Here is a 22834-nt window from a genome sequence, read left to right as displayed (position 1 = left end):
GCGGCAACGGTAGACAACACAGCGGGACTATTCGTAGGTATTGAGGCCCAGCTCGCGCGATATCGCCGCTGCGGTCTCTTTGAGTGGTTTTAACAAATTCTGTTCACCAATCATCCCCAACTTGGCGGTTGAAAGGGAAATGGAGACGGAATAACTTACGCGGTGATGAATATCAAAGATCGGTACCGCAATACAGGATACGCCCAGCTCGTTTTCTTCTCTGTCCATCGCCATTCCCTGCTGGCGGATCTGCTCTAACTCTTGGTACATCTGATCTAGCTGAATAATGGTATTGCGCGTAAGCGGCTGGATCTCATCTTGATGGCTCTTCCAATAAGGCTCTACATAGTCGTGATGGCCATAGGCCATGTAGATTTTCCCCATCGCTGAACAATACAGAGGCATGTGCTGGCCGATATAGGCGCGCGTTCGCAGCATGCCGGTCGTTGGCTCTAATTTATAAATCAAAATGGCGTGATCGTCTTCGCGGCTGGAGAAGTTAATGGTTTCTCCGGTGGCAATATTCAGCGCCTCTAAATGAGGGGCAGCCACATGGATGATGTTTAACGAAGAGAGTGCTTTTTGTCCAACGGCAATAAACTTGGTGGTTAAACGGTAGCTGCCTGCCGCTGGTGCCGGAGTGACATAGCCGCAGGATTGCAGGCCCTGTAACAGGCGGTGCACGGTGCTTTTGTTTAATTGCGCTAGCTCAGAAAGATGCGCTAACGGACAGCCGTTAGGGTAGTTGCTCAGGATCTCAATAAGCTGAAGGCCGCGAAAAAGACTTTGGCTTCCTGCTGGTTTTTCTTTGCTTGGCTCGATCTCGGTTTCTTTCTCTTTTGTTTTCATTCGCCTTTAATCTTTCCAGTCAAATCACACTGCAGTGATGTTAACCCAATTTATCGCCATTTTTTGCTATTCCTTTGCATTATTTCCCTTCCCCTGTTCCCCCTACCCGAAGTGTGTTTCACGTCACGTTCTTGAATGATAAAAAACAAACTATTGATTTTAATGCCTTTTAAAAAACGTCAGTGCTTTGACTTGTTAAAATTTGAGCGGTATTATTTTTTGGAATCTGATTTCACATAGTGAAATTTAAAGATTTAAAAACCAACAGATAGATTGTCTGAATCACGAGGAGAGCGGTATGCGAGTGAGTTTTGACCAGTTAAAACAGGAGTTTGAACGCGTGCTATTGGCACGTGGCGTTCAGGCTGAAACCGCCAGTGAGTGCGCGACCATGTTTGCCCAAACCACGGAATCCGGCGTGTATTCTCACGGGGTGAACCGTTTTCCTCGTTTTATCCAACAGCTTGAGGCGGGAGATATTATTCCTGATGCACAGGCAAAACGCGTTTTAGCATTGGGGGCGATTGAGCAATGGGATGCGCAGCGTTCTATCGGCAATCTCACGGCGAAAAAAATGATGGATCGCGCGATGTCTTTGGCCTCAGACCACGGCATTGGTTTAATTGCGGTGCGTAACGCCAACCACTGGATGCGTGGCGGAAGCTACGGATGGCAGGCCGCTGAGAAGGGCTATATTGGTATTTGCTGGACGAATTCGATTGCCGTTATGCCACCGTGGGGAGCAAAAGAGTGTCGCATTGGTACGAATCCGTTGATCGTGGCGATTCCGGGAAATCCGATCACCATGGTAGATATGTCGATGTCGATGTTCTCTTACGGCATGTTGGAAGTGAACCGCTTAGCAGGACGTGAATTGCCCGTTGACGGGGGCTTCGATGATGAGGGTAATCTCACTCGTGAACCGGGCGTGATAGAGAAAAATCGCCGTATTTTACCGATGGGATACTGGAAAGGTTCCGGCTTATCCATCGTGCTGGATATGATTGCGACGCTGTTGTCTGATGGTGCCTCGGTTGCTGAAGTGACAGAGGACAACTCTGATGAATATGGGATTTCACAGATTTTTATCGCCATTGAGGTCGATCGCTTAATTGAAGGTGCGACTCGCGATGCCAAGCTACAGCGCATTATGGATTACGTGAAAGGGGCTGAACGCGCTAATCCTGAGGTGGCGATTCGTTTGCCAGGCCATGAGTTTACTCAACTGCTGGCCGAAAACCGCCGCAATGGTATCACCATTGACGACAGCGTATGGGCAAAAATTCAGGCACTTTAAGGACGCAATATCATGATATTCGGCCATATTAGCAATGAAAACCCGTGTGTATTGCCAACGGCAATCCAAAGAGCGCTCAATTTTTTACGTACCACGGATTTCAGCCAGCAAAAGGTTGGGGAAGTCGAAATCGATGGGCGCAATATTTATGCGCAAATTATTGATATGACAACGCGCCCCAAAAAAGATAATCACCCAGAAGTTCATCGCCGCTATATTGATATTCAATTTTTAGCCAAGGGTGAAGAAATTATCTGCGTTGCGGCGGAACGCGGAAATAATAAAATATCTGAATCATTATTAGCTGAGCGAGATATTATTTTTTATCACGATGTGAATGATGAATCAGAATTAACGATGACCGAGGGAAGCTATGCTATTTTCTTCCCACAAGATGTTCATCGTCCCGGATGTATAAAAAATAAAGCGACGCCAATTCGTAAAGTTGTCGTAAAAGTCGCACTGAGCGAGCTTATTTAAAGTATTCATTATTTCCACCACCAAGGGATAATTTTCAATGAATCATAATCACGGCTTTATCGTCGGGGCATACCCCTGCGCACCTTCATTTCATCAACTCGACCGCGATCAAGAGACGGCGTTCTGGCGTGGCCTTGCGGACGTTGAGGGAATTAGTGGGATTGAACAGCCTTGTTTAGAAAACCTTCATCCATATGGCGATGACTATTTATTTCAACAGATCCCCGCGGACTGGCAAATTGTTGTTACCGCCGTCATGGAAACGATGCGCCGTCGTGCAGGGCATGGTGGCTTTGGTTTAGCTTCGGCAGATAAAGCGCAGCGCTTGGCCTGCGTTGAATACTATCGCCATATTTTGAATAAAATTAACCGTACCAACGATCGCTTTGGCATGAAGAAAATCCTCGCTTTGGAGATTCAGTCTGCGCCATTGGCTGGCTCTGATGATGTTGCGCTGGCGGCAGAATGCTTTGCTGAGTCAATGCAGCAGATTGTGCGCTGGGACTGGCCGTGCGAACTGGTGATTGAACACTGCGACGCAATGAATAAATCTGATTCACGCAAAGGCTTTTTGCCTTTAGAGCAGGAAATTGCGGTGATACAGGCATTGGAAAAAGAGGTTGGGGTAGCCATTAACTGGGCTCGTTCAGCGATTGAAGGACGCAGTACGGAATTGCCATTACAGCATCTGCAACAAAGCCAGCAGGCCGGAGTGCTCAAAGCGTTGATGTTTTCTGGCACCACGACAGGTGGCGCATACGGTGATTGGCAAGATTTACACGCGCCTTTTGCGCCGTTCGCAAGCGCACGGGTTAACTGTGCTGAAAGTTTAATGACCGTAGAACTGGCGTCTGAAATGTTTGCGTTAGCGCCATTGGAATCATTAAGTTTTGCTGGAATTAAACTATTAGAAATTGATCCGCAAGCCAGCGTTGCACATCGTATTGATATATTGCGCGATGGAATTAAGGCTTTAAATATCGCGACACGAAATCAGTAATAAAACTTTATCTTTTTTTAATGGATTAAATGCATTAAGTCTTCACCAAATAAACCCATGTCAATGGGGAAATCTGTGCATATCACTGTACGGGCCGTATCAATAATGATTAAGGCGTGAAGTTATGAAATCTAACTCTGATACCCTACATAAAAATAATATACCAAATGATATTCCTCGTCAGCGATGGCTAAGAATAATTCCACCGATCTTAATTGCCTGCATTATTTCCTATATGGATAGGGTGAATATCGCGTTTGCGATGCCTGGAGGCATGGATGCAGATCTCGGTATTACGGCCTCCATGGCAGGCTTAGCTGGCGGCATCTTTTTTATTGGTTATTTATTCCTGCAAGTTCCCGGTGGAAAAATTGCCGTGCATGGCAGCGGGAAAAAATTTATTGGCTGGTCACTGGTTGCGTGGGTAGTTATTTCCATTTTAACCGGCTTGGTGACGAATCATTACCAACTCCTGTTTCTGCGCTTTGCTCTCGGGGTGGCGGAAGGGGGAATGCTGCCCGTCGTGCTCACCATGATCAGCAACTGGTTCCCAGATGCGGAACGCGGACGCGCCAATGCGATTGTGATTATGTTTGTGCCGATTGCCGGCATTATCACGGCACCGCTTTCGGGCTGGATTATCACTGCGCTTGACTGGCGCTGGCTGTTCATTATTGAAGGTTTGATGTCGGTGGCGGTGCTGGTTCTGTGGGTTATGGCGGTGTGTGACCGACCACAAGAGGCACGCTGGATCTCGGAAAAAGAGAAAAATTGGCTGATCGCCACCTTAGCCGAAGAGCAGCGCGCGATTGCCGGAAAAGAGGTGAAAAACGCCTCTCTGAGTGCGGTCCTGTCCGATAAAACCATGTGGCAGTTGATCGCGCTGAACTTCTTTTATCAAACCGGTATTTACGGCTACACCCTGTGGCTGCCGACCATCCTCAAAGAGCTGACGCATACCTCAATGGGGCAGGTGGGCATGTTGGCCATCCTCCCTTATGTGGGAGCGATGGCAGGCATGTTCCTCTTTTCTTCACTCTCTGACCGCACCGGCAAACGCAAGCTGTTTGTGTTCTTACCGCTGCTGGGTTTTGCCGCGTGTATGTTCCTGTCTGTGACGTTGAAAAACCATGTGTGGTGGTCATACGCAATGCTGGTGGGCTGCGGCGTATTTCTACAGTCGGCCGCGGGCGTATTTTGGACCATTCCAGCCAAGCTATTTAGCGCAGAAATGGCGGGTGGGGCGCGTGGGGTAATTAATGCGCTCGGTAATCTCGGCGGATTTTGCGGGCCGTATGCGGTTGGCTTGCTGATTACTTATTACAACAAAGACGCCGGTGTTTATTGCCTTGCGCTGTCGCTGGCGATAGCGGCGCTGCTGGCCCTGTTGCTGCCAGCAAAATGTGATGTGCCAACGCAGTCTGGTGCGCAACTGCCAGAAGGTAAACGTACGGCGGCATAAATAGACCCCACCCTAATCCTCCCCTTCGCAGGGGAGGGGACCGTTCAGCGTAGTTTGTAAGGGTCTCGATCGGCCCTTTCCCCTGACAAGGGGGAAGTTGGTAGGGGGACTGGTTGGGCAATCAATGCAAATAACAGGAATGATTATGAGTGCGACATCCACGGAATATTGGCTGGGTATCGACTGCGGCGGAACCTATCTCAAAGCGGGATTATACGATAGGCAAGGTGCGGAATTGTGTATTAGCCGCCAAGCATTGCCGGTGATAAGTGAGCATCTGGGCTGGGCCGAACGTGATATGTCTCTGCTGTGGAAAGCCTGCATAGAAACTATCGCCACGCTGTTGCGCCAAAGCGGTGTAAATGGTCAGCAGGTGCAGGCTATCGGGATATCGGCTCAGGGCAAGGGACTGTTTCTCTTAGATAAAGAAAACCGGCCGCTGGGCAATGCCATGTTGTCATCGGATCGGCGAGCGATTGACGTGGTGTCGCAATGGCAACGTGATGGGCTGCCGGAGATGCTCTATCCACTGACACGGCAAACTCTGTGGACCGGCCATCCGGTTTCTTTACTGCGCTGGGTTAAACGGCATCAGCCAGAGCGTTATCAGAAAATTGGCTCAGTAATGATGGCGCATGACTATCTGCGTTTTTGCCTGACGGGAGAGCGCGGCTGCGAAGAGACGAACATTTCTGAATCCAATCTCTACAACATGATGCAGGGCGAATATGACCCTCAGCTCACGCAGTGGCTTGGGATTTCCGAGGTTTCTTGTGCTCTGCCACCGATTGTGGGCTCCACTGAAATATGCGGGAAAGTGACGCATGAGGTGGCTGAAGCTACGGGGCTATGCGCGGGTACTCCCGTGGTGGGTGGGCTGTTTGATGTGGTCTCTACCGCGATCTGTGCGGGCCTACAGGATGAGCTCACGCTTAACGCCGTGATGGGAACCTGGGCGGTGACCAGCGGTGTTGCCAAACATATTTCCCCGAATGAACCCTATCCCTACGTCTATGGGCGTTATGCCAATGCACCGGGCGACGATGAGAATAATTACATCGTGCATGAGGCCAGCCCAACCTCTTCTGCCAACTTGGAATGGCTAACCCAACAGTGCGGCGGTATCAGTTTTGAAGAGATTAATCAGTCGGTAGGCGCTTTACCGAAGGCCGGCAGCGACGTGATGTTTTTGCCGTTTTTGTATGGCAGCAATGCCGGTTTGGATATGACCGCCGGTTTTTATGGTCTGCAATCGCTCCATCGGCGCGAGCATCTTTTACAGGCGGTTTATGAGGGCGTGGTGTTTAGCCACATGACGCATCTCAACCGTATGCGTGAACGTTTTACGCAGGTACGCAAACTGCGCGTTACCGGCGGGCCTGCGCGCTCAAAAGTCTGGATGCAAATGCTGGCTGATGTCAGTGGCTTACCCGTTGAATTGCCACAGGTTGAAGAAACGGGCTGTTTAGGCGCGGCCTTGGTGGCGCTGGTGGGCAGCGGTGTGTACTCCAGCGTTAAACAGGCGCAAAGCCAGCTTAACCACGCCATTCAACGCATTGAACCCGATAGCTCGGCGTGGTCGGCCTATCAGCACAAATTTACCCGTTACCAATATTTGATTGAAGCATTGCATGGCTATCACGTGCGCTGCTCATCGTTGTCCAAGTCTTGAGGAGCTATTCATTATGAACCGACCTTTGCTCCAGCTCGCGCTGGATCACACGAGCCTGAACCCGGCGTTGCAAAGCGTGAGTGCGCTGCGAAACCACGTGGATATTATCGAAGCCGGTACGATCCTGTGCATCAGTGAAGGATTGCAGGCTGTGCGGGCGCTGCGTCAGATGTGTCCTGATAGCATTATTGTTGCCGACCTCAAAGTGGCAGATGCCGGAGAAACCTTGGCAACCGAGGCCTTCGACGCCGGTGCAAACTGGATGACGGTGATCTGCGCAGCCCCGTTGGCGACGGTGATAAAAGCGCATCAGGTGGCTCAGTCTCGCGGCGGTGAGATTCAAATTGAGCTATTTGGCAATTGGACGCTCGACGATGCGAAAGCCTGGCGAGCCGCCGGAGTGCGTCAGGCGATTTATCATCGTGGGCGCGACGCTCAGGCTAGCGGGCAATCTTGGAGCCCGCAGGATCTGGATCGAATGAAGCAGCTTTCCGATCTGGGATTGGAGTTGTCGATCACCGGAGGGATCACGCCACAGGATCTCGCGCTGTTTAAAGATATCTCCGTCAGAGCGTTTATCGCTGGCCGTGCATTGTCTGAAGCTGAGCATCCGCAAGAGGTTGCACAGGCGTTTCATCAGCAGATCGATGAAATTTGGGGGGCATCACGATGAACATCATCAAACGACGTCATCCACTCGGCATTTATGAAAAAGCCCTGCCAAAAACCTTAAGCTGGCCAGAGCGCTTAGCGCTGGCAAAAAGCTGTGGGTTCGACTTCGTTGAAATGTCGGTGGATGAAACGGACGAAAGACTCAGCCGTTTAGACTGGAGCGTTGCTCAGCGAACCTCGTTGGTGGGAGCAATGCTGGAAAGTGGGGTTGCTATTCCCTCCATGTGTTTATCAGCGCATCGGCGTTTTCCTTTTGGCAGTCACGACGAAAATGTGCGCCAGCAGGCGCGTAGCATTATGACGAAAGCGATTTATCTGGCGCGCGACTTAGGCATCAGAACGATTCAGCTTGCGGGCTATGACGTGTATTACGAAGAGCAAGATGAAGGCACTCAGCAGCGTTTTACCGAGGGGCTGGCGTGGGCGGTGGAGCAGGCCGCAGGTGCGCAGGTGATGCTGGCCGTTGAGATCATGGATACCGAATTCATGAACTCCATTACCAAGTGGAAAAAATGGGATCGTTTGCTTTCATCGCCGTGGTTTAGCGTTTATCCCGACGTGGGAAATCTGAGCGCGTGGGGCAATGATGTCTCTGCCGAACTGGAGTTGGGTATCGATAGTATTGCGGCGATTCATTTGAAAGATACCTATCCGGTGACGGCAACCAGCCAAGGGCAGTTTCGCGATGTGCCATTCGGTGATGGCTGCGTTGATTTTGTCGGCGTGTTCCAAACGCTAAAACGGCTGAACTATCGTGGTTCATTCTTGATCGAAATGTGGACGGAAAAATCAGCGGAGCCGGTGCTGGAAATCATCAAAGCGCGGCAGTGGATCGAAGCGAAGATGCTGGAAGGAGGTTTGTTATGTTAGAGCAATTAAAACAGCAGGTTTTAGATGCCAATCTGGCTCTGCCTAAGCATCACTTAGTCACGTTTACCTGGGGAAATGTGAGTGCAATCGATCGTGAATCTGGGCGGGTAGTGATTAAGCCCTCTGGCGTCGAATATGACGGAATGCAGGCAGAAGATATGGTGGTGGTAGATTTAGCCAGCGGTCATGTGGTGGAGGGAAATAAAAAGCCATCGTCGGATACGGCCACCCATCTCGCGCTGTATCGGGCTTTTCCGCACATTGGCGGTATCGTTCATACCCATTCGCGCCACGCCACCATTTGGTCTCAGGCCGGACTTGATTTGCCTGCTTGGGGCACCACGCACGCAGACTATTTTTATGGCACTGTTCCGTGCACGCGTCTGATGAATCAAGACGAAATTGAAGGCGACTATGAGCATGAAACCGGTGAAGTGATTATTGAAACCTTCACCCTGCGTGATATTGACCCTATGCAGGTTCCCGCAGTGTTAGTGCATTCACACGGGCCCTTTGCGTGGGGCTGCGATGCCGCAGATGCGGTGCATAATGCCGTGGTGCTAGAAGAGTGCGCTTACATGGGGATCTTCTCCCGCCAACTGATGCCAGAAATTGACTCGATGCAGCGTGCTTTATTGGATAAACACTACCTGCGTAAACACGGTGCGGGTGCCTATTATGGGCAGGGGAAATAGCGGATTTATCCCCGTCTTACTTTCAAGCCACCTGAATTATTTTGGGCATAGATCGCTATGTGGTAACGCCGCTCATTTAAGAGATACACGGGTCTAGCACACCGCGGGGCCGTTATGGAACACATCCTTGTGTTCCACCCTACGGGCCAACGCTAAAGCGTGGTTCAACTTTGCTCAAGCAAAGTTGTCGGCGGCTTTCGCCGCTACGACCCCATCGGTGTGCTCCCCCTAAAATCGAGCTTAAGTGAACAGCGTTACCATTCTTTGGCGGTTTTTTAATTTTTATTCCTGACAAATTTTCTTATTAACATTCTCTTCTTGTTTTAACGCTATGGTTCACCAAGCAAAACATAAATTCATAAAACATATGCTTAACTCGTAAGCATAACTTCAAAATTGATTCAGTGGAGACTGAGTGAATAGCTGTGTAGTTTTCACCCTGCAATGGACGTGATTCAGCGTGAAGCCCTTGATGTTGAGGCCAGTCGCGACGCCTCTTAAGGACGCTCTTCTCTCTCTACGATGATCTCAAAATGTTATTTCGAAAACTTATCTCAGCCGTTGTATTTTGCTCTGGCGCGTTTGTGGTTCAGCCTTCATCTGCGTTTGAATTACCCACATATTTTAAATCCGACAAGATGAATGAAAACCTGCATGTTAAACATCGCTCAGCGCTCTCTTCTTACCGAGCGTCCTATCAGGGCGCGCTCAATAGCAACAGCTTTAACGATCCGCAGCAGGCCAATATCAAGCAGGTGATTTTGCAGGATTATCGGCGCTGGCAGGGGGTGAGATATCTTTGGGGCGGCGATTCTCAGTATGGCATCGATTGCTCTGCATTTACGCGCCGTGTGCTCGGCGAACTCTCGGTTAATCTGCCGCGAACGACCTCCGAGCAAATTCATTCCGGTAATCACATTGCGAAGCAGCAGCTCAAAATCGGTGATTTGGTTTTCTTTAAAACCTCGCCGGAGACGCGACATGTTGGCGTGTATGTGGGGAATGGTCAGTTCATCCATGCATCAAAGAGTATGGGGGTAACGACTTCTCGCCTCGACGATCAATACTGGGAAAACCGTTACGAAACTTCGGTGCGCGTGATTTAAGCGTGCGTATTCTTCGATTTTTTCGATCGCCTTCACACTCTAGATGAATAATGAAACCGGTTACTGAAACCGGTTGCAGTAAGTGAAAATGGCACCTTATACTCTGTTCCTTACGCGTCTTATTAGGGGTAGAGCATGATGAATATCAGTCAATCGCTGTTTAGCTTTATCGAAAATCGAATTAGCCCAGTGGCAGGAAAAATTTCTTCTCAGCGGCATATTATGGCGATTCGCGATGGCTTTATTGCCGCCATGCCATTCATGATTGTTGGTTCGTTTTTGCTGGTATTTGTCTACCCCCCGTTTTCCGCTGAGAGTAGCTGGGGTTTTGCGCGCAGTTGGCTGGCGCTGTCTGGAAAGTATGAAAGCCAGATCCTGACGCCGTTTAATATGACGATGGGGATCATGTCGATTTATATCACCGCGGCCATTGCCTACAACCTCGCAAGACGCTATCAGCTTGATCCTTTCATGACGGCAATGCTGGCCCTGATGGGATTTTTATTGGTATCAGCACCACAGGCTAACGGAAATATGCCTACCGTTGCACTGGGCGGCGTGGGGATTTTCACCGCCGTTATCGTGGCGATTTATGTCACGGAGCTCACGCGTTTTCTCAAACATCACAATATTGGAATAAGGCTCCCTCCGCAGGTTCCGGCAAACATCAAACAATCATTCGATCTGCTGATCCCGATTCTCGCCGTCATTATTACGCTGTATCCGATCAGCATGGGCGTGCAGGCTCTGTTTGACCAACTGCTTCCTCAGGCGATTATGGCGCTGTTCCAACCACTGATTTCTGCCGCTGATTCACTACCGGCTATCCTACTCGCCGTGCTGATTTGTCATCTGTTATGGTTTGCAGGGATCCACGGCTCAGCCATTGTTTCCGGCATGTTGCAGGCATTTTGGCTGACGAATTTAGGGTTAAATCAAACCGATCTTGCCGCAGGGCTGCCGCTTACGCATATCATGACGGAGGCGTTCTGGAATTTTCTGATCGTAATCGGTGGCTCGGGGGCCACCTTCGGTTTAGTGCTGTTGTTCCTGCGCAGCAAATCTGTGCATCTACGGGCGATGGGGAAACTGAGTCTGGTTCCGAGCATGTTCAATATTAATGAGCCGGTGATTTTTGGTACGCCGATCGTTATGAACCCAACCTTCTTCATTCCCTTTATTTTATCGCCGATGATCAATGCGGTTGTGGCCTACACCGCTGTGACGACCAATCTGCTTCCTCACATGATTTCTCTGGTTCCGTGGACATCGCCAGCGCCGATTGGTGCCGCGTGGGCAATGGGCTGGGATTTCCGTGTCACCGTATTAGTGCTGTTGCTGATGGCGTTATCTGCCCTGATTTATTACCCGTTCTTTAAGGCTTATGAGAAGCAGCTCTTGGCACAGGAACAGGCCGAACCGGCACCAGAAGACGATGAAGCTATCGTGTGGTAACAGCGGCAATCACTATTTTATCTTTTTATTTATAGCGTTAACGGAGTAATAAAACTATGAGCCAGTTTCCAAAAGATTTTCTCTGGGGAGCCGCAACGGCAGCGTATCAGGTGGAAGGTGCACATGACGCTGATGGTAAAGGATTATCTGTTTGGGATGTGTTCTCTCATTTGCCGGGCACCACGCACGAAGGGACAAACGGCGACGTCGCAGCCGATCACTATCATCGTTTTAAAGAAGATGTGGCGTTGATGGCCGAATTGGGGATGACCTCATATCGTTTTTCTATTTCGTGGCCACGCGTGTTGCCGAACGGCACCGGCGAAGTGAACGAAGCCGGAATCAAATTTTATAGCGATTTGATCGATGAGCTTTTGCGCCACAATATTCGCCCAATGATCACGCTGTATCACTGGGATCTCCCTCAGGCATTGCAGGATAAATTTGGCGGTTGGGCAGGGCGTGAAATCGTTGATGCCTTTGATGAATATGCCCGTCTTTGTTATCAACGCTTCGGCGATCGCGTTGACCTGTGGTCAACGTTTAACGAAACCATCGTATTTATTGGCATGGGGTATTTCACCGGTCAGCATCCACCGAAGCTGAAAGATCCTAAGTTGGGCATTCAGGCCTGTCATCATGTTTTCTTGTCCAATGCCCGTGCGGTGAAAAGTTTTCGTGAGATGGGAATTAAAGGCCAAATTGGTTTTGTTAACGTGCTTCAACCTAACGATCCGATCAGCCAAGAGCCTGAAGATTTGCGCGCGTGGGAGATCGCCGAAGGGATTTACACCCACTGGCTGTATGATCCTGTGCTAAAAGGCGAATATCCGCACGACATGCTCGAAATGGCACAGGCTGCATTTGGCGTGCCTGAATTCCACCCTGGTGATGCTGAATTACTGAAAGAAAACATCGTTGATTTCATCGGCCTGAATTACTACAAGCGTGAAATGGTGGCGCGTAACGATGACGTGCAAGGGTTCGATCTTAATACGTCAGGCCAGAAAGGCAGCGGCGGCGGAATGGGCTTCAAAGGCCTATTCAAGATCGTGAAAAATCCAAACGGGGTCTACACCGATTGGGATTGGGAAATTTATCCAGAAGGGCTGACCGACGCGATTGGTCGTATTCGTCATCGCTACGGTGAAGTGCCTATTTATATTACTGAAAATGGTTTAGGCGCGAAGGATCCGATTGTTGACGGCGCGGTTTTAGATCAGCCGCGCATTGATTATCTGAGCGAGCATATTCGCGCCGTTGGTCGTGCTATTGAGCAGGGCGCCGATGTACGTGGATTCTATCCTTGGTCATTTATTGATTTGCTGTCTTGGCTCAACGGTTACCAAAAACAGTACGGCTTTGTGTATATCGACCGTGAGAATAACTTGGCGCGCAAGAAGAAGCTGAGTTTTGAATGGTACCAAAAAGTGATCCGCTCAAACGGTGATGAGCTCTAGTGCTGGACTGATTATTCCTCCCTTTTTATCTCCCCGTCCTAGGGGAGATATTTCTTAATTCTGGCCAAAAAAATGGCATTTCCTGCGGCGTTCATGAATCTGTACTACCTTTAATCCTGTAGTTGTTCTATCCAATGACAAACAACAAGGAGTGATTTATGAAAGCAATTAAAGCTATTACCGCAGCGATTCTGGTGAGTTCAGTATCTTTTGGCGCTTTGGCAGCAGAGGAAATCACGAAAGAAGAAGCCGCAAAATATACGAAAATTGGTACCGTAAGCACCACGGCAGAAACCACATCGCCAATGGATGCTAAAGAAGTCTTGTCTAAGCTGGCAGATGAGAAAGGCGGTAAATATTACGTAATTATCGCTGGCCGTGAGCACGGCAAAATCAGCGCTATTGCGGAAGTATATAAATAGCCCAAGGCTGTACGACGCGGATTATCAAGCGGGGATTTTCCCCGCATTTCTTCTCTCATCATGTTGTCTATTTTTACTTCTGCTCGACCCACCGCTTCTCTGTTATTATGTGCGCCTATGAGTACAAGTCCGCTGGCGCTACGAGTCTATAATCGCGTTCAACAGCAAACTTGCTCCCCCTTATTTTTTGTCTGATTAGAGTAACCGTTGTGACCCAATCTTTTGCTTCCCTGACGCTGCCAGCGGCGCAGCTAGAAAACCTCGCTGAACTTGGCTATGCCTCAATGACCCCCGTGCAGGCCGCTGCATTGCCTGCCATTTTAGAAGGGCGTGACGTTCGGGCGCAGGCCAAAACCGGCAGCGGTAAAACAGCCGCTTTTGGTATCGGTCTGCTACAGCAGATTGATGTTACCCAGTTTACGACTCAGGCGCTGGTGCTGTGCCCAACGCGTGAGCTGGCGGATCAGGTCAGCAAAGAACTGCGCCGTTTAGCGCGTTTCACCCAGAACATCAAAATTTTGACACTGTGTGGCGGCCAGCCAATCAGCCATCAGCTGGATTCTTTAGTTCATGCGCCGCACATCGTAGTGGGCACGCCGGGCCGTATTCAGGAACATTTGCGCAAGAAAAGCGTTAGTTTGGATGCGATGAAAGTGCTGGTGTTGGACGAAGCCGACCGCATGTTGGACATGGGCTTTGCCGATGCCATCGACGATGTGATCAGTTACACCCCAACTTCACGCCAAACTCTTTTATTCTCTGCGACCTATCCGCAGGGCATTGAACGCATCAGCGCGCGTATTCAACGTGAGCCTGTGAATATTGAAACCGGCGATGTTTCTGCGCTGCCAGATATCGAACAACAGTTTTATGAAACCTCACGCGGTGAGAAATTAGCGTTGCTCCAAGCGCTGCTGAGCAATCTGCAACCGGCATCATGCGTGGTGTTCTGTAATACCAAACGTGATTGCCAAGACGTCTACGAGGCGCTGTCTGGGCAGAATATTAGCGTGTTGGCTCTGCACGGTGATTTAGAACAGCGTGAACGCGATCAGGTGCTGGTACGTTTCTCCAACCGTAGCTGCCGCGTGTTGGTGGCTACCGACGTCGCCGCGCGTGGATTAGATATCAAAGAGCTGGAAATGGTTGTGAACTACGAGCTTTCTTTCGATCCTGAAGTTCACGTCCACCGTATTGGCCGTACCGCACGTGCAGGCCAGAAAGGCTTAGCTGTGAGCTTTGTGGCTCCATCAGAAATGGTGCGTGCTCATGCGCTGGAAGATTATATCGGCCTGAAACCGACTTGGTTGTCTGCGGATAAAATGATGGCATCACCGATGCAGCCATTGGAAGCTGAAATGGTGACGTTGTGCATCGACGGTGGCCGTAAGGCCAAGATCCGCCCTGGCGATATTCTGGGCGCGTTGACCGGTGACGCAGGCCTTACCGCCGCGGACGTGGGTAAAATCGATATGTTCCCGATTCATGCCTATGTAGCTATCCGTAAAGCATCAGCTAAGAAAGCCTACAAGCAGCTTCAGGAAGGCAAGATCAAAGGGAAAAGCTGCAAGGTTCGTATTTATAAGTAACCCACCAATTCTCCTTTCTAGCCTCCCTTACCTGTAGGGGGGCTAGCATCATATCTCATCAGATACCCGCAAAAGTTTCCCTTAATATAATTTCCTACCTAACTAAAATATTTCACTCAATGTTTAATTAGCTTCGCCTGACAGTAGTAATACGCCTTTACGTTACCCTTCTGTTTAAATTTTACAGAAAATAGCGACTATCTCTTATTTATATTGAGCTTAACGAAGTCTGTTTAAGAGAGGGCATGCTGTTTATTATATTAACTGCAGTGACTATCAAGTCTGCGACAGTAGGTGCCACCTTACAACTGTAAGCTTTGGACGCCAGTTATTGGGGTTACATCCTATATACGTCGAATATAGCAAAAGCTACTATGCATAGTGTTTTAATTATCCATGAGTAAACCCAGCTAGCAGTTTTGTTTCTAAATAAATAATTAGCATCCAATGTTAATTCAATGTTTAAAATTTATTATTTTTATTGTTAATATCATGAAAGCCATTAAAGATGTGGTTGATATATTGTTTATCCATTATTTGTTAACTCTTTTTTTAAATAAAAACTAAACGACATGAGTTTTAATATTGTTTTATTTTCTTTTGTATACTTGGTTTTACTTATTTTTAAATAAAACAATTTAATTTAAACATAAGTGAAACAGACAGCGTTAAAAATAAATTCGATATAAATAATCCATTACTTACTTATCTTTTCATATAAAGTACTTGTGAATTGAATAAAAAACCATTAAACAGGATTTAATGCTGTTTTTTGTAATTTTTCAGATCATATGATCGCAATATTGTTTAAAATGATATAATGATCTAAATGTTGAAGGGTTAGTGACAAATGCTAAGCAGTTTTGTTGCGGCATTTGATGGTTTTTGAACTCCCTTCTCTATGCGTTTATATGGGTTTTTCAAGCATGTCGGGTAGTCAAAAGGATAGGAAATACTAAAGAAATTAATCCTTAACCTCTACAGTCTATCTATGAGCTGTAAGGGCCAGTAGTACCTTCATTGATTTTCTTATTGTTCCAGGATGAGCAAGTGGGACTTTATAAATCGAGTGTTTAAGGACATGTTGTCTGCACCTTTTTATGAGGGGGAATAAAATCTATTTCTATTTTCATTTGTGTCATTCGAAAGATTTTTCTTTCATTTAATCATTGAGCGTTTAAATGGAGTGATACGAAAAAAGGTTTAACACTAAATATAAAATATGTTTAGGGAACGTTTAATAATTCCATTTGCAGGCATTCAGAAAAATGAGTGTTGATTTTCAATGGCTATATGCCATCGCAGCAAAAACCACGTAATCAAAACATCGAATGTTTTCATTTATTTATTAGAGCTAAATATGAATAACAAAAAACCTCCAACATCCGGTCATATAAAAATGACTCAAGGTTGTATCCGCGCTATTGCGCATCTCAATATTGGAATGCAGGTCGTATTTCCACTCGCCCTGTCATTTACCCCGATGATGGTTGCTCGAGCCGAGACCGGAGAAAAAAAGTTTTTTGCTGCGGCCACCGCAGCGAAAACCATTCCTTATGTTTTACAGCCTAGCGATACGCTTGCGCAGGTCGCTGAGAAGCATCATCTCACCGTGGCGCAGCTTAAAACGCTGAATCAATATCGAACCTTTGCCCACGGTTTTGAATCAGTGAGCGCTGGGGATGAGATCGACGTTCCTGTTCAGTCCAAAAGCAGTGTCACCGACGCTGGCAGTGATGGTAGCGCTGAACTGGCTCAGCGTGCCCAGCAGGCCGGTAATTTCCTGCAAAATAACCCCAGCTCTGACAGCGCGAAAGATTTAGCGCGCGGCCAAGCGTTGGGGGCAGCGAACAGCAAAGCGAATCAAGAAGTTGCCAGTTGGCTGAACGGTAAGGGAAAAGCGCGGGTAAAATTGGATGCCGACCGTGATTTCTCATTAAAAAATTCTGAGCTGGATGTGTTGTATCCGCTGTGGGAAAACAATGCCCATCAGGTGTTTACTCAGGGTTCGGTGCATCATACTGACAGCCGAAACCAGTCTAACTTAGGGCTGGGGTATCGTTATTTTGAAGGTACCTACATGTTGGGGGCGAATACCTTCTTCGACCACGACTGGTCGCGTAGCCATTCCCGTTTAGGCCTCGGTGCCGAATATCAGCGCGATTTCCTCAAAGTAGCCGCTAACGCCTATATGCGCTTGACCAATTGGAAAAATTCACCGGACTTCGATAACTACGAAGAACGCCCGGCCAACGGTTGGGATATTCGTACAGAAGGCTATTTACCTGCCTATCCGGGCATCGGCGGCAAGCTGGTGTATGAGCAGTATTACGGCGACCGCGTCGGACTGTTTGGTAAAGATAATCAGCAAAAAAATCCGGTTGCAGTGACCGCCGGGATCAACTATTCACCTTTCCCGCTGATGAAGTTCAACGTCGATCACCGCATGGGCAAAAGCAATCAAAACGATACCCGCTTTGGCATCGATCTGAACTACGTCCTTGGCGCGCCGCTCAGTCAGCAGTTGGATAGCAGCATGCTGGCCGTGAGTCGTAGTCTGGCCGCTAATCGCTATGACTTCGTCGATCGTAATAACAACATCGTGTTGGAATATCGCAAAAAAGACACCATCAGCCTCAGGTTAGCCTCGCAAATCAGCGGCTACAGCGGTGAAAGTAAATCGCTGGGTGTTTCTGTGAATAGCACTAACGGTGTTGAACGCATTGATTGGTCTGCCCCTGAATTGATGAACCATGGTGGGCAGATCGTTCACGCAGGTCAAAACCAGTACAGCGTCATCCTCCCTGAGTTTCAATATGGCGCTGGTTCGGTGAACCAGTACACGGTGAACGGGACTGCCTACGATAAAGCGGGAAATGCATCGCCGCAGGCAAGCACCACGATCATCGTGACGTCGGCGGCTGTCAGTGCCATCAATAGTTTATTAACACCAGCCGAAATTGTGTTGCCTAATGATGGTCAATCTACGGCACCGCTAACGCTTGTTTTGCAGGACAATAAAGGTCAGCCTGTTGTGGGGGTTGCGGATGAAATTACCATGAATATCACCCAATCCTCACGTTCACTACCGGATGTTAAGGTGAGCTCATTTAGAGCTGACTCAGCGCACCCCGGTACCTATCTGGCCACGCTGACTGCGGGCACGCAAATTGGCGTATTTGCACTAACGCCAATGATTCAAAACGTAAAAATTGCCCCAGCTACAGCAATTATCGGGAAAATGGCTACGATTGCCAAAGGTGCTCTGACCACTATTAACAATGATGCTGTAGCTAATGGCGTTGCCACTAACGAAGTACAGGCGATTGTGACCAATGCTTTTGGTAAGCCTGTTTCTGATGAAATTGTCACCTTCAGTGCTACTAATGGTGCCATTGTCACATCTGTCCAAGTGACTACAAATGGGAATGGCATTGCCACAACGACGTTAAGTAGTACCAAGTCTGGGAGCTCTACGGTCACTGCCACCATCAACAACATGAGTCAAACCACTGAGGTGAATTTTGTGCCCGACAGTAGTACGGCAAGTGTTGCTAGCGGTGCCTTTACGGTGACCACCAACGACGCCGCGGCCAACGGGTCTGCTACCAATGCGGTGCAGGTTGCTGTGACCGACGCTCACGGGAATCCGGTACCAAATGTTGCGGTGAAGTTCAGTGCTCCGGGGGATGTGAAGATCGGTACGTTGGAAGCAACAACCAATGAGGCCGGTATTGCGACCAGCACCATGACCAGCACTAAGGCCGGTAGTTACACGATTACCGCACTGGTGAATGGTGCTAGCAGTACTGCTGATATTACGTTTACGCCTGATAGCAGCACGGCGGAAATTGCCAGCGGTGCCTTTACGGTAACCACCAATGACGCCGCGGCCAACGGATCTGCCACCAATGCGGTGCAGGTTATCGTGACTGACGCCAACGGGAACCCGGTGCCGAATGTTGCTGTGAAGTTCGGTGCGTCGGAAGACGTGAAGATAGGGATGGTGGAAACCACCACCAACGAGTCCGGTATTGCGACCAGCACGATGACCAGCACCAAAGCTGGCAGCTATGAAGTGACGGCGTTGGTTAACGGTAAGAGCAGTACTGCCGATATCACCTTTATTCCCGACAGCAGCACGGCGGGGATCGCCAGCGGTGCGTTCACGGTGACGAGCAACGATGCCGTTGCCAACGGCTCTGCCACCAATGCGGTGCAGGTTATCGTGACCGACGCGAACGGAAACCCGGTGCCAAATGCCGCGGTGAACTTTAGTGCCCCGGGTGACGTGAAAGTGCTCACTGCAACCACCATTACTAACGAGTCGGGTATTGCGACCAGCACCATGAGCAGCACTAAGTCTGGCAGCTATGAGGTGACGGCGCAGGTCAACGGTAAGAGCAGTAAAGCGGATGTGACCTTTGTGCCTGACAGCAGCACGGCGGAAATTGCCAGCGGTGCGTTTACGGTGACCACCAACGATGCCGCGGCCAACGGCTCTGCCACCAATGCGGTGCAGGTTATCGTGACCGATGCGAACGGAAACCCGGTGCCGAATGTCGCGGTGAAGTTTAGCGCTTCGGAAGGTGTGAAAGTGCTCACCGCCACAACGACCACTAACGAGTCCGGTATTGCGACCAGCACGATGAGCAGCACCAAAGCGGGCGGCTATGAAGTGACGGCGTTGGTGAATGGTAAAGATAGCACGGCTGATATCACCTTTATTCCGGATAGCAGCACGGCGGGAATTGCCAGCGGTGCCTTTACGGTAACCACCAATGACGCCGCGGCCAACGGATCTGCCACCAATGCGGTGCAGGTTATCGTGACTGACGCCAACGGGAACCCGGTGCCGAATGTTGCTGTGAAGTTCGGTGCGTCGGAAGACGTGAAGATAGGGATGGTGGAAACCACCACCAACGAGTCCGGTATTGCGACCAGCACGATGACCAGCACCAAAGCTGGCAGCTATGAAGTGACGGCGTTGGTTAACGGTAAGAGCAGTACTGCCGATATCACCTTTATTCCCGACAGCAGCACGGCGGGGATCGCCAGCGGTGCGTTCACGGTGACGAGCAACGATGCCGTTGCCAACGGCTCTGCCACCAATGCGGTGCAGGTTATCGTGACCGACGCGAACGGAAACCCGGTGCCAAATGCCGCGGTGAACTTTAGTGCCCCGGGTGACGTGAAAGTGCTCACTGCAACCACCACTACTAACGAGTCGGGTATTGCGACCAGCACCATGAGCAGCACTAAGTCTGGCAGCTATGAAGTGACTGCGCAGGTCAACGGTAAGAGCAGTAAAGCGGATGTGACCTTTGTGCCTGACAGCAGCACGGCGGAAATTGCCAGCGGTGCGTTTACGGTGACCACCAATGACGCCGCGGCCAACGGCTCTGCCACCAATGCGGTGCAGGTTATCGTGACCGATGCGAACGGAAACCCGGTGCCGAATGTCGCGGTGAAGTTTAGCGCTTCGGAAGGTGTGAAAGTGCTCACCGCCACAACGACTACTAACGAGTCCGGTATTGCGACCAGCACGATGACCAGCACCAAAGCGGGCGGCTATGAAGTGACGGCGTTGGTGAATGGTAAAGATAGCACGGCTGATATCACCTTTATTCCGGATAGCAGCACGGCGGAAATTGCCAGCGGTGCCTTTACGGTAACCACCAATGACGCAGCGGCCAACGGGTCTGCCACCAATGCGGTGCAGGTTATCGTGACCGACGCGAACGGGAACCCGGTGCCGAATGTTGCGGTGAAGTTCGGTGCGTCGGAAGACGTGAAGATAGGGATGGTGGAAACCACCACCAACGAGTCCGGTATTGCGACCAGCACGATGACCAGCACCAAAGCGGGCAGCTATGAAGTGACGGCGTTGGTTAACGGTAAGAGCAGTACTGCCGATATCACCTTTATTCCCGACAGCAGCACGGCGGGGATCGCCAGCGGTGCATTCACGGTGACGAGCAACGATGCCGTTGCCAACGGGTCTGCCACCAATGCGGTACAGGTTATCGTAACCGATGCGAACGGAAACCCGGTGCCAAATGCCGCGGTGAACTTTAGTGCCCCGGGTGACGTGAAAGTGCTCACTGCAACCACCATTACTAACGAGTCGGGTATTGCGACCAGCACCATGAGCAGCACTAAGTCTGGCAGCTATGAAGTGACTGCGCAGGTCAACGGTAAGAGCAGTAAAGCGGATGTGACCTTTGTGCCTGACAGCAGCACGGCGGAAATTGCCAGCGGTGCGTTTACGGTGACCACCAACGATGCCGCGGCCAACGGCTCTGCCACCAATGCGGTGCAGGTTATCGTGACCGATGCGAACGGAAACCCGGTGCCGAATGTCGCGGTGAAGTTTAGCGCTTCGGAAGGTGTGAAAGTGCTCACCGCCACAACGACCACTAACGAGTCCGGTATTGCGACCAGCACGATGACCAGCACCAAAGCGGGCGGCTATGAAGTGACGGCGTTGGTGAATGGTAAAGATAGCACGGCTGATATCACCTTTATTCCGGATAGCAGCACGGCGGGAATTGCCAGCGGTGCCTTTACGGTAACCACCAATAACGCAGCGGCCAACGGGTCTGCCACCAATGCGGTGCAGGTTATCGTGACCGACGCGAACGGGAACCCGGTGCCGAATGTTGCGGTAAACTTTAGTACATCTAAGGATGTGAAAGTAGGGACGGCGAAAGCCACCACCAACGAGTCTGGTATTGCGACCAGTACGATGACCAGCACCAAAGCTGGCAGCTATGAAGTGACGGCGTTGGTTAACGGTAAGAGCAGTACTGCCGATATCACCTTTATTCCCGACAGCAGCACGGCGGGGTTCGCTAGCGGTGCATTCACGGTGACGAGCAACGGTGCCGTTGCTGATGGCGTTGAAACCAACCAAGTTAAGGCGATAGTCACTGATGCTAATGGCAACGTAGTACCAGGTGTTGAGGTCACTTTTAGCGCTAACAATTCGGCTAAAGTGATTAACAGCAAAGTGATGACAGACGGTTCCGGGGCTGCTGCTACGACGCTAACAAGTACACAAGTGGGGTCAAGCACCGTAACGGCAACAGCTAATGGAAAAAGCCAGAACGTAAGCGTTACATTCGTTGTCGGAGCACCGGTGGTTGCAAAATCATCATTAAGTGCAACACCAATGACGATTCAGGCTGATGGCACAACCGCGTCTAAACTCACCTTGACGTTACAAGATTCATTTGGGCGTAATGTCGGCGGGCAAACTGTTGCTTTCGTTTCAAGCTTAAATGGATCGACTGTAGGGACAGTGAAAGAAACAAGTACGGGGGTTTATAGTGCAGATCTGACAACGGTTCGTTCCGGAAGCAGCACGTTGAGTGGCTCTGGAAAAACAACTGTCACTGCTCGTGTAAACAATGCTGCATTTAACGTGAGTTCGTTGAACATTGTGATAAACAGATATTTTGTTGCACAATCCGTTTCAAACGGCAATCCGATTACAAGTGCTATGGTGACTGCATCGTTAAATAAGTATGAATCTATTCTGTATAATTTCAGAGATGGTTCCTGGTCTAACAGTGTCACACTTCCTTCTACAGCAGCAACAGGATCTGCGGTAAAAATAGTTTCTGCGGCCATCCAAGACACTACGATAAGCTACAGTGGAAACACTCTTGTTATGAATAAAAATAGTAATACGCCAACTAGCTTCCTATTTAATGGCAGCAGTTGGGTTAAGCAATAAATAATAATTAGCCACAAGAGCGGTAGTAACCCTACCGCTCTTGTGCTTTTTATATAAAAACGCT

The 22834-nt window shown here is 49.6% G+C and carries 15 protein-coding genes; 14 read left to right on the top strand and 1 reads right to left on the bottom strand.

The features are described 5' to 3' along the window. Nucleotides 1–27: 27 nt before the first annotated feature. Entirely contained in the window at nucleotides 28–849 is an 822-nt protein-coding gene (locus tag U0008_RS18560) for an IclR family transcriptional regulator (protein ID WP_025798246.1), read from the bottom strand. A 298-nt stretch (nucleotides 850–1147) separates the two neighbouring features. Here U0008_RS18560 and yiaK point away from each other — a divergent pair, with 298 nt between their 5' ends. The 14 genes from yiaK to U0008_RS18490 all read left to right on the top strand — a co-directional run bounded on the left by yiaK (nucleotide 1148) and on the right by U0008_RS18490 (nucleotide 22770). Beyond that, the gene (gene yiaK, locus U0008_RS18555) at nucleotides 1148–2146 is read left to right on the top strand and encodes a 3-dehydro-L-gulonate 2-dehydrogenase (protein WP_040046074.1); all 999 of its coding nucleotides are present in this window, start codon (nucleotides 1148–1150) and stop codon (nucleotides 2144–2146) included. 12 nt (nucleotides 2147–2158) lie between these two features. Then, nucleotides 2159–2626, top strand: a complete 468-nt coding sequence (locus U0008_RS18550; RefSeq protein WP_043489199.1) for a NanQ anomerase/TabA/YiaL family protein — start codon at nucleotides 2159–2161, stop codon at nucleotides 2624–2626. Between the two features lie 37 nt (nucleotides 2627–2663). Continuing rightward, complete coding sequence (locus tag U0008_RS18545; RefSeq protein ID WP_043489202.1) at nucleotides 2664–3626, top strand: DUF4862 family protein; 963 nt, start codon at nucleotides 2664–2666, stop codon at nucleotides 3624–3626. 124 nt (nucleotides 3627–3750) lie between these two features. Then, nucleotides 3751–5088: an MFS transporter gene (locus U0008_RS18540; protein WP_043489204.1), complete on the top strand. Its 1338-nt coding sequence runs from the start codon at nucleotides 3751–3753 to the stop codon at nucleotides 5086–5088. A gap of 145 nt (nucleotides 5089–5233) precedes the next feature. Further along, nucleotides 5234–6760, top strand: a complete 1527-nt coding sequence (locus U0008_RS18535) for an FGGY-family carbohydrate kinase (protein WP_043489207.1) — start codon at nucleotides 5234–5236, stop codon at nucleotides 6758–6760. Between the two features lie 13 nt (nucleotides 6761–6773). Continuing rightward, the gene (gene ulaD, locus U0008_RS18530) at nucleotides 6774–7433 is read left to right on the top strand and encodes a 3-keto-L-gulonate-6-phosphate decarboxylase UlaD (RefSeq protein ID WP_043489209.1); all 660 of its coding nucleotides are present in this window, start codon (nucleotides 6774–6776) and stop codon (nucleotides 7431–7433) included. Continuing rightward, complete coding sequence (locus U0008_RS18525; protein WP_043489212.1) at nucleotides 7430–8302, top strand: L-ribulose-5-phosphate 3-epimerase; 873 nt, start codon at nucleotides 7430–7432, stop codon at nucleotides 8300–8302. The genes ulaD and U0008_RS18525 overlap by 4 nt, the downstream gene beginning before the upstream one ends. After that, entirely contained in the window at nucleotides 8296–8997 is a 702-nt protein-coding gene (gene araD, locus U0008_RS18520) for an L-ribulose-5-phosphate 4-epimerase (RefSeq protein WP_043489214.1), read from the top strand. Before U0008_RS18525 ends, araD begins: the two co-directional genes overlap by 7 nt. A gap of 533 nt (nucleotides 8998–9530) precedes the next feature. After that, nucleotides 9531–10103, top strand: coding sequence for a C40 family peptidase (locus tag U0008_RS18515; protein ID WP_043489217.1), 573 nt, complete (start codon nucleotides 9531–9533; stop codon nucleotides 10101–10103). Nucleotides 10104–10241: 138 nt separating this feature from the next. Continuing rightward, entirely contained in the window at nucleotides 10242–11558 is a 1317-nt protein-coding gene (locus U0008_RS18510) for a PTS sugar transporter subunit IIC (RefSeq protein ID WP_043489230.1), read from the top strand. A gap of 56 nt (nucleotides 11559–11614) precedes the next feature. After that, the gene (locus U0008_RS18505; RefSeq protein WP_043489218.1) at nucleotides 11615–13018 is read left to right on the top strand and encodes a GH1 family beta-glucosidase; all 1404 of its coding nucleotides are present in this window, start codon (nucleotides 11615–11617) and stop codon (nucleotides 13016–13018) included. Between the two features lie 158 nt (nucleotides 13019–13176). Next, on the top strand, nucleotides 13177–13440 hold the full coding sequence (locus tag U0008_RS18500; protein ID WP_040046064.1) for a YdgH/BhsA/McbA-like domain containing protein: 264 nt from the start codon (nucleotides 13177–13179) through the stop codon (nucleotides 13438–13440). A 209-nt stretch (nucleotides 13441–13649) separates the two neighbouring features. Then, the gene (dbpA, locus tag U0008_RS18495; RefSeq protein WP_025798220.1) at nucleotides 13650–15029 is read left to right on the top strand and encodes an ATP-dependent RNA helicase DbpA; all 1380 of its coding nucleotides are present in this window, start codon (nucleotides 13650–13652) and stop codon (nucleotides 15027–15029) included. 1360 nt (nucleotides 15030–16389) lie between these two features. Continuing rightward, complete coding sequence (locus U0008_RS18490) at nucleotides 16390–22770, top strand: Ig-like domain-containing protein (protein WP_319841402.1); 6381 nt, start codon at nucleotides 16390–16392, stop codon at nucleotides 22768–22770. Nucleotides 22771–22834 lie beyond the last annotated feature (64 nt).

It is taken from the genome of Hafnia alvei (assembly GCF_034424155.1).
Taxonomy (GTDB): domain Bacteria; phylum Pseudomonadota; class Gammaproteobacteria; order Enterobacterales; family Enterobacteriaceae; genus Hafnia; species Hafnia alvei.
The sequence above is the reverse complement of the archived record's forward strand: the minus strand, read 5'-3'. Positions and strand labels throughout refer to the sequence as shown.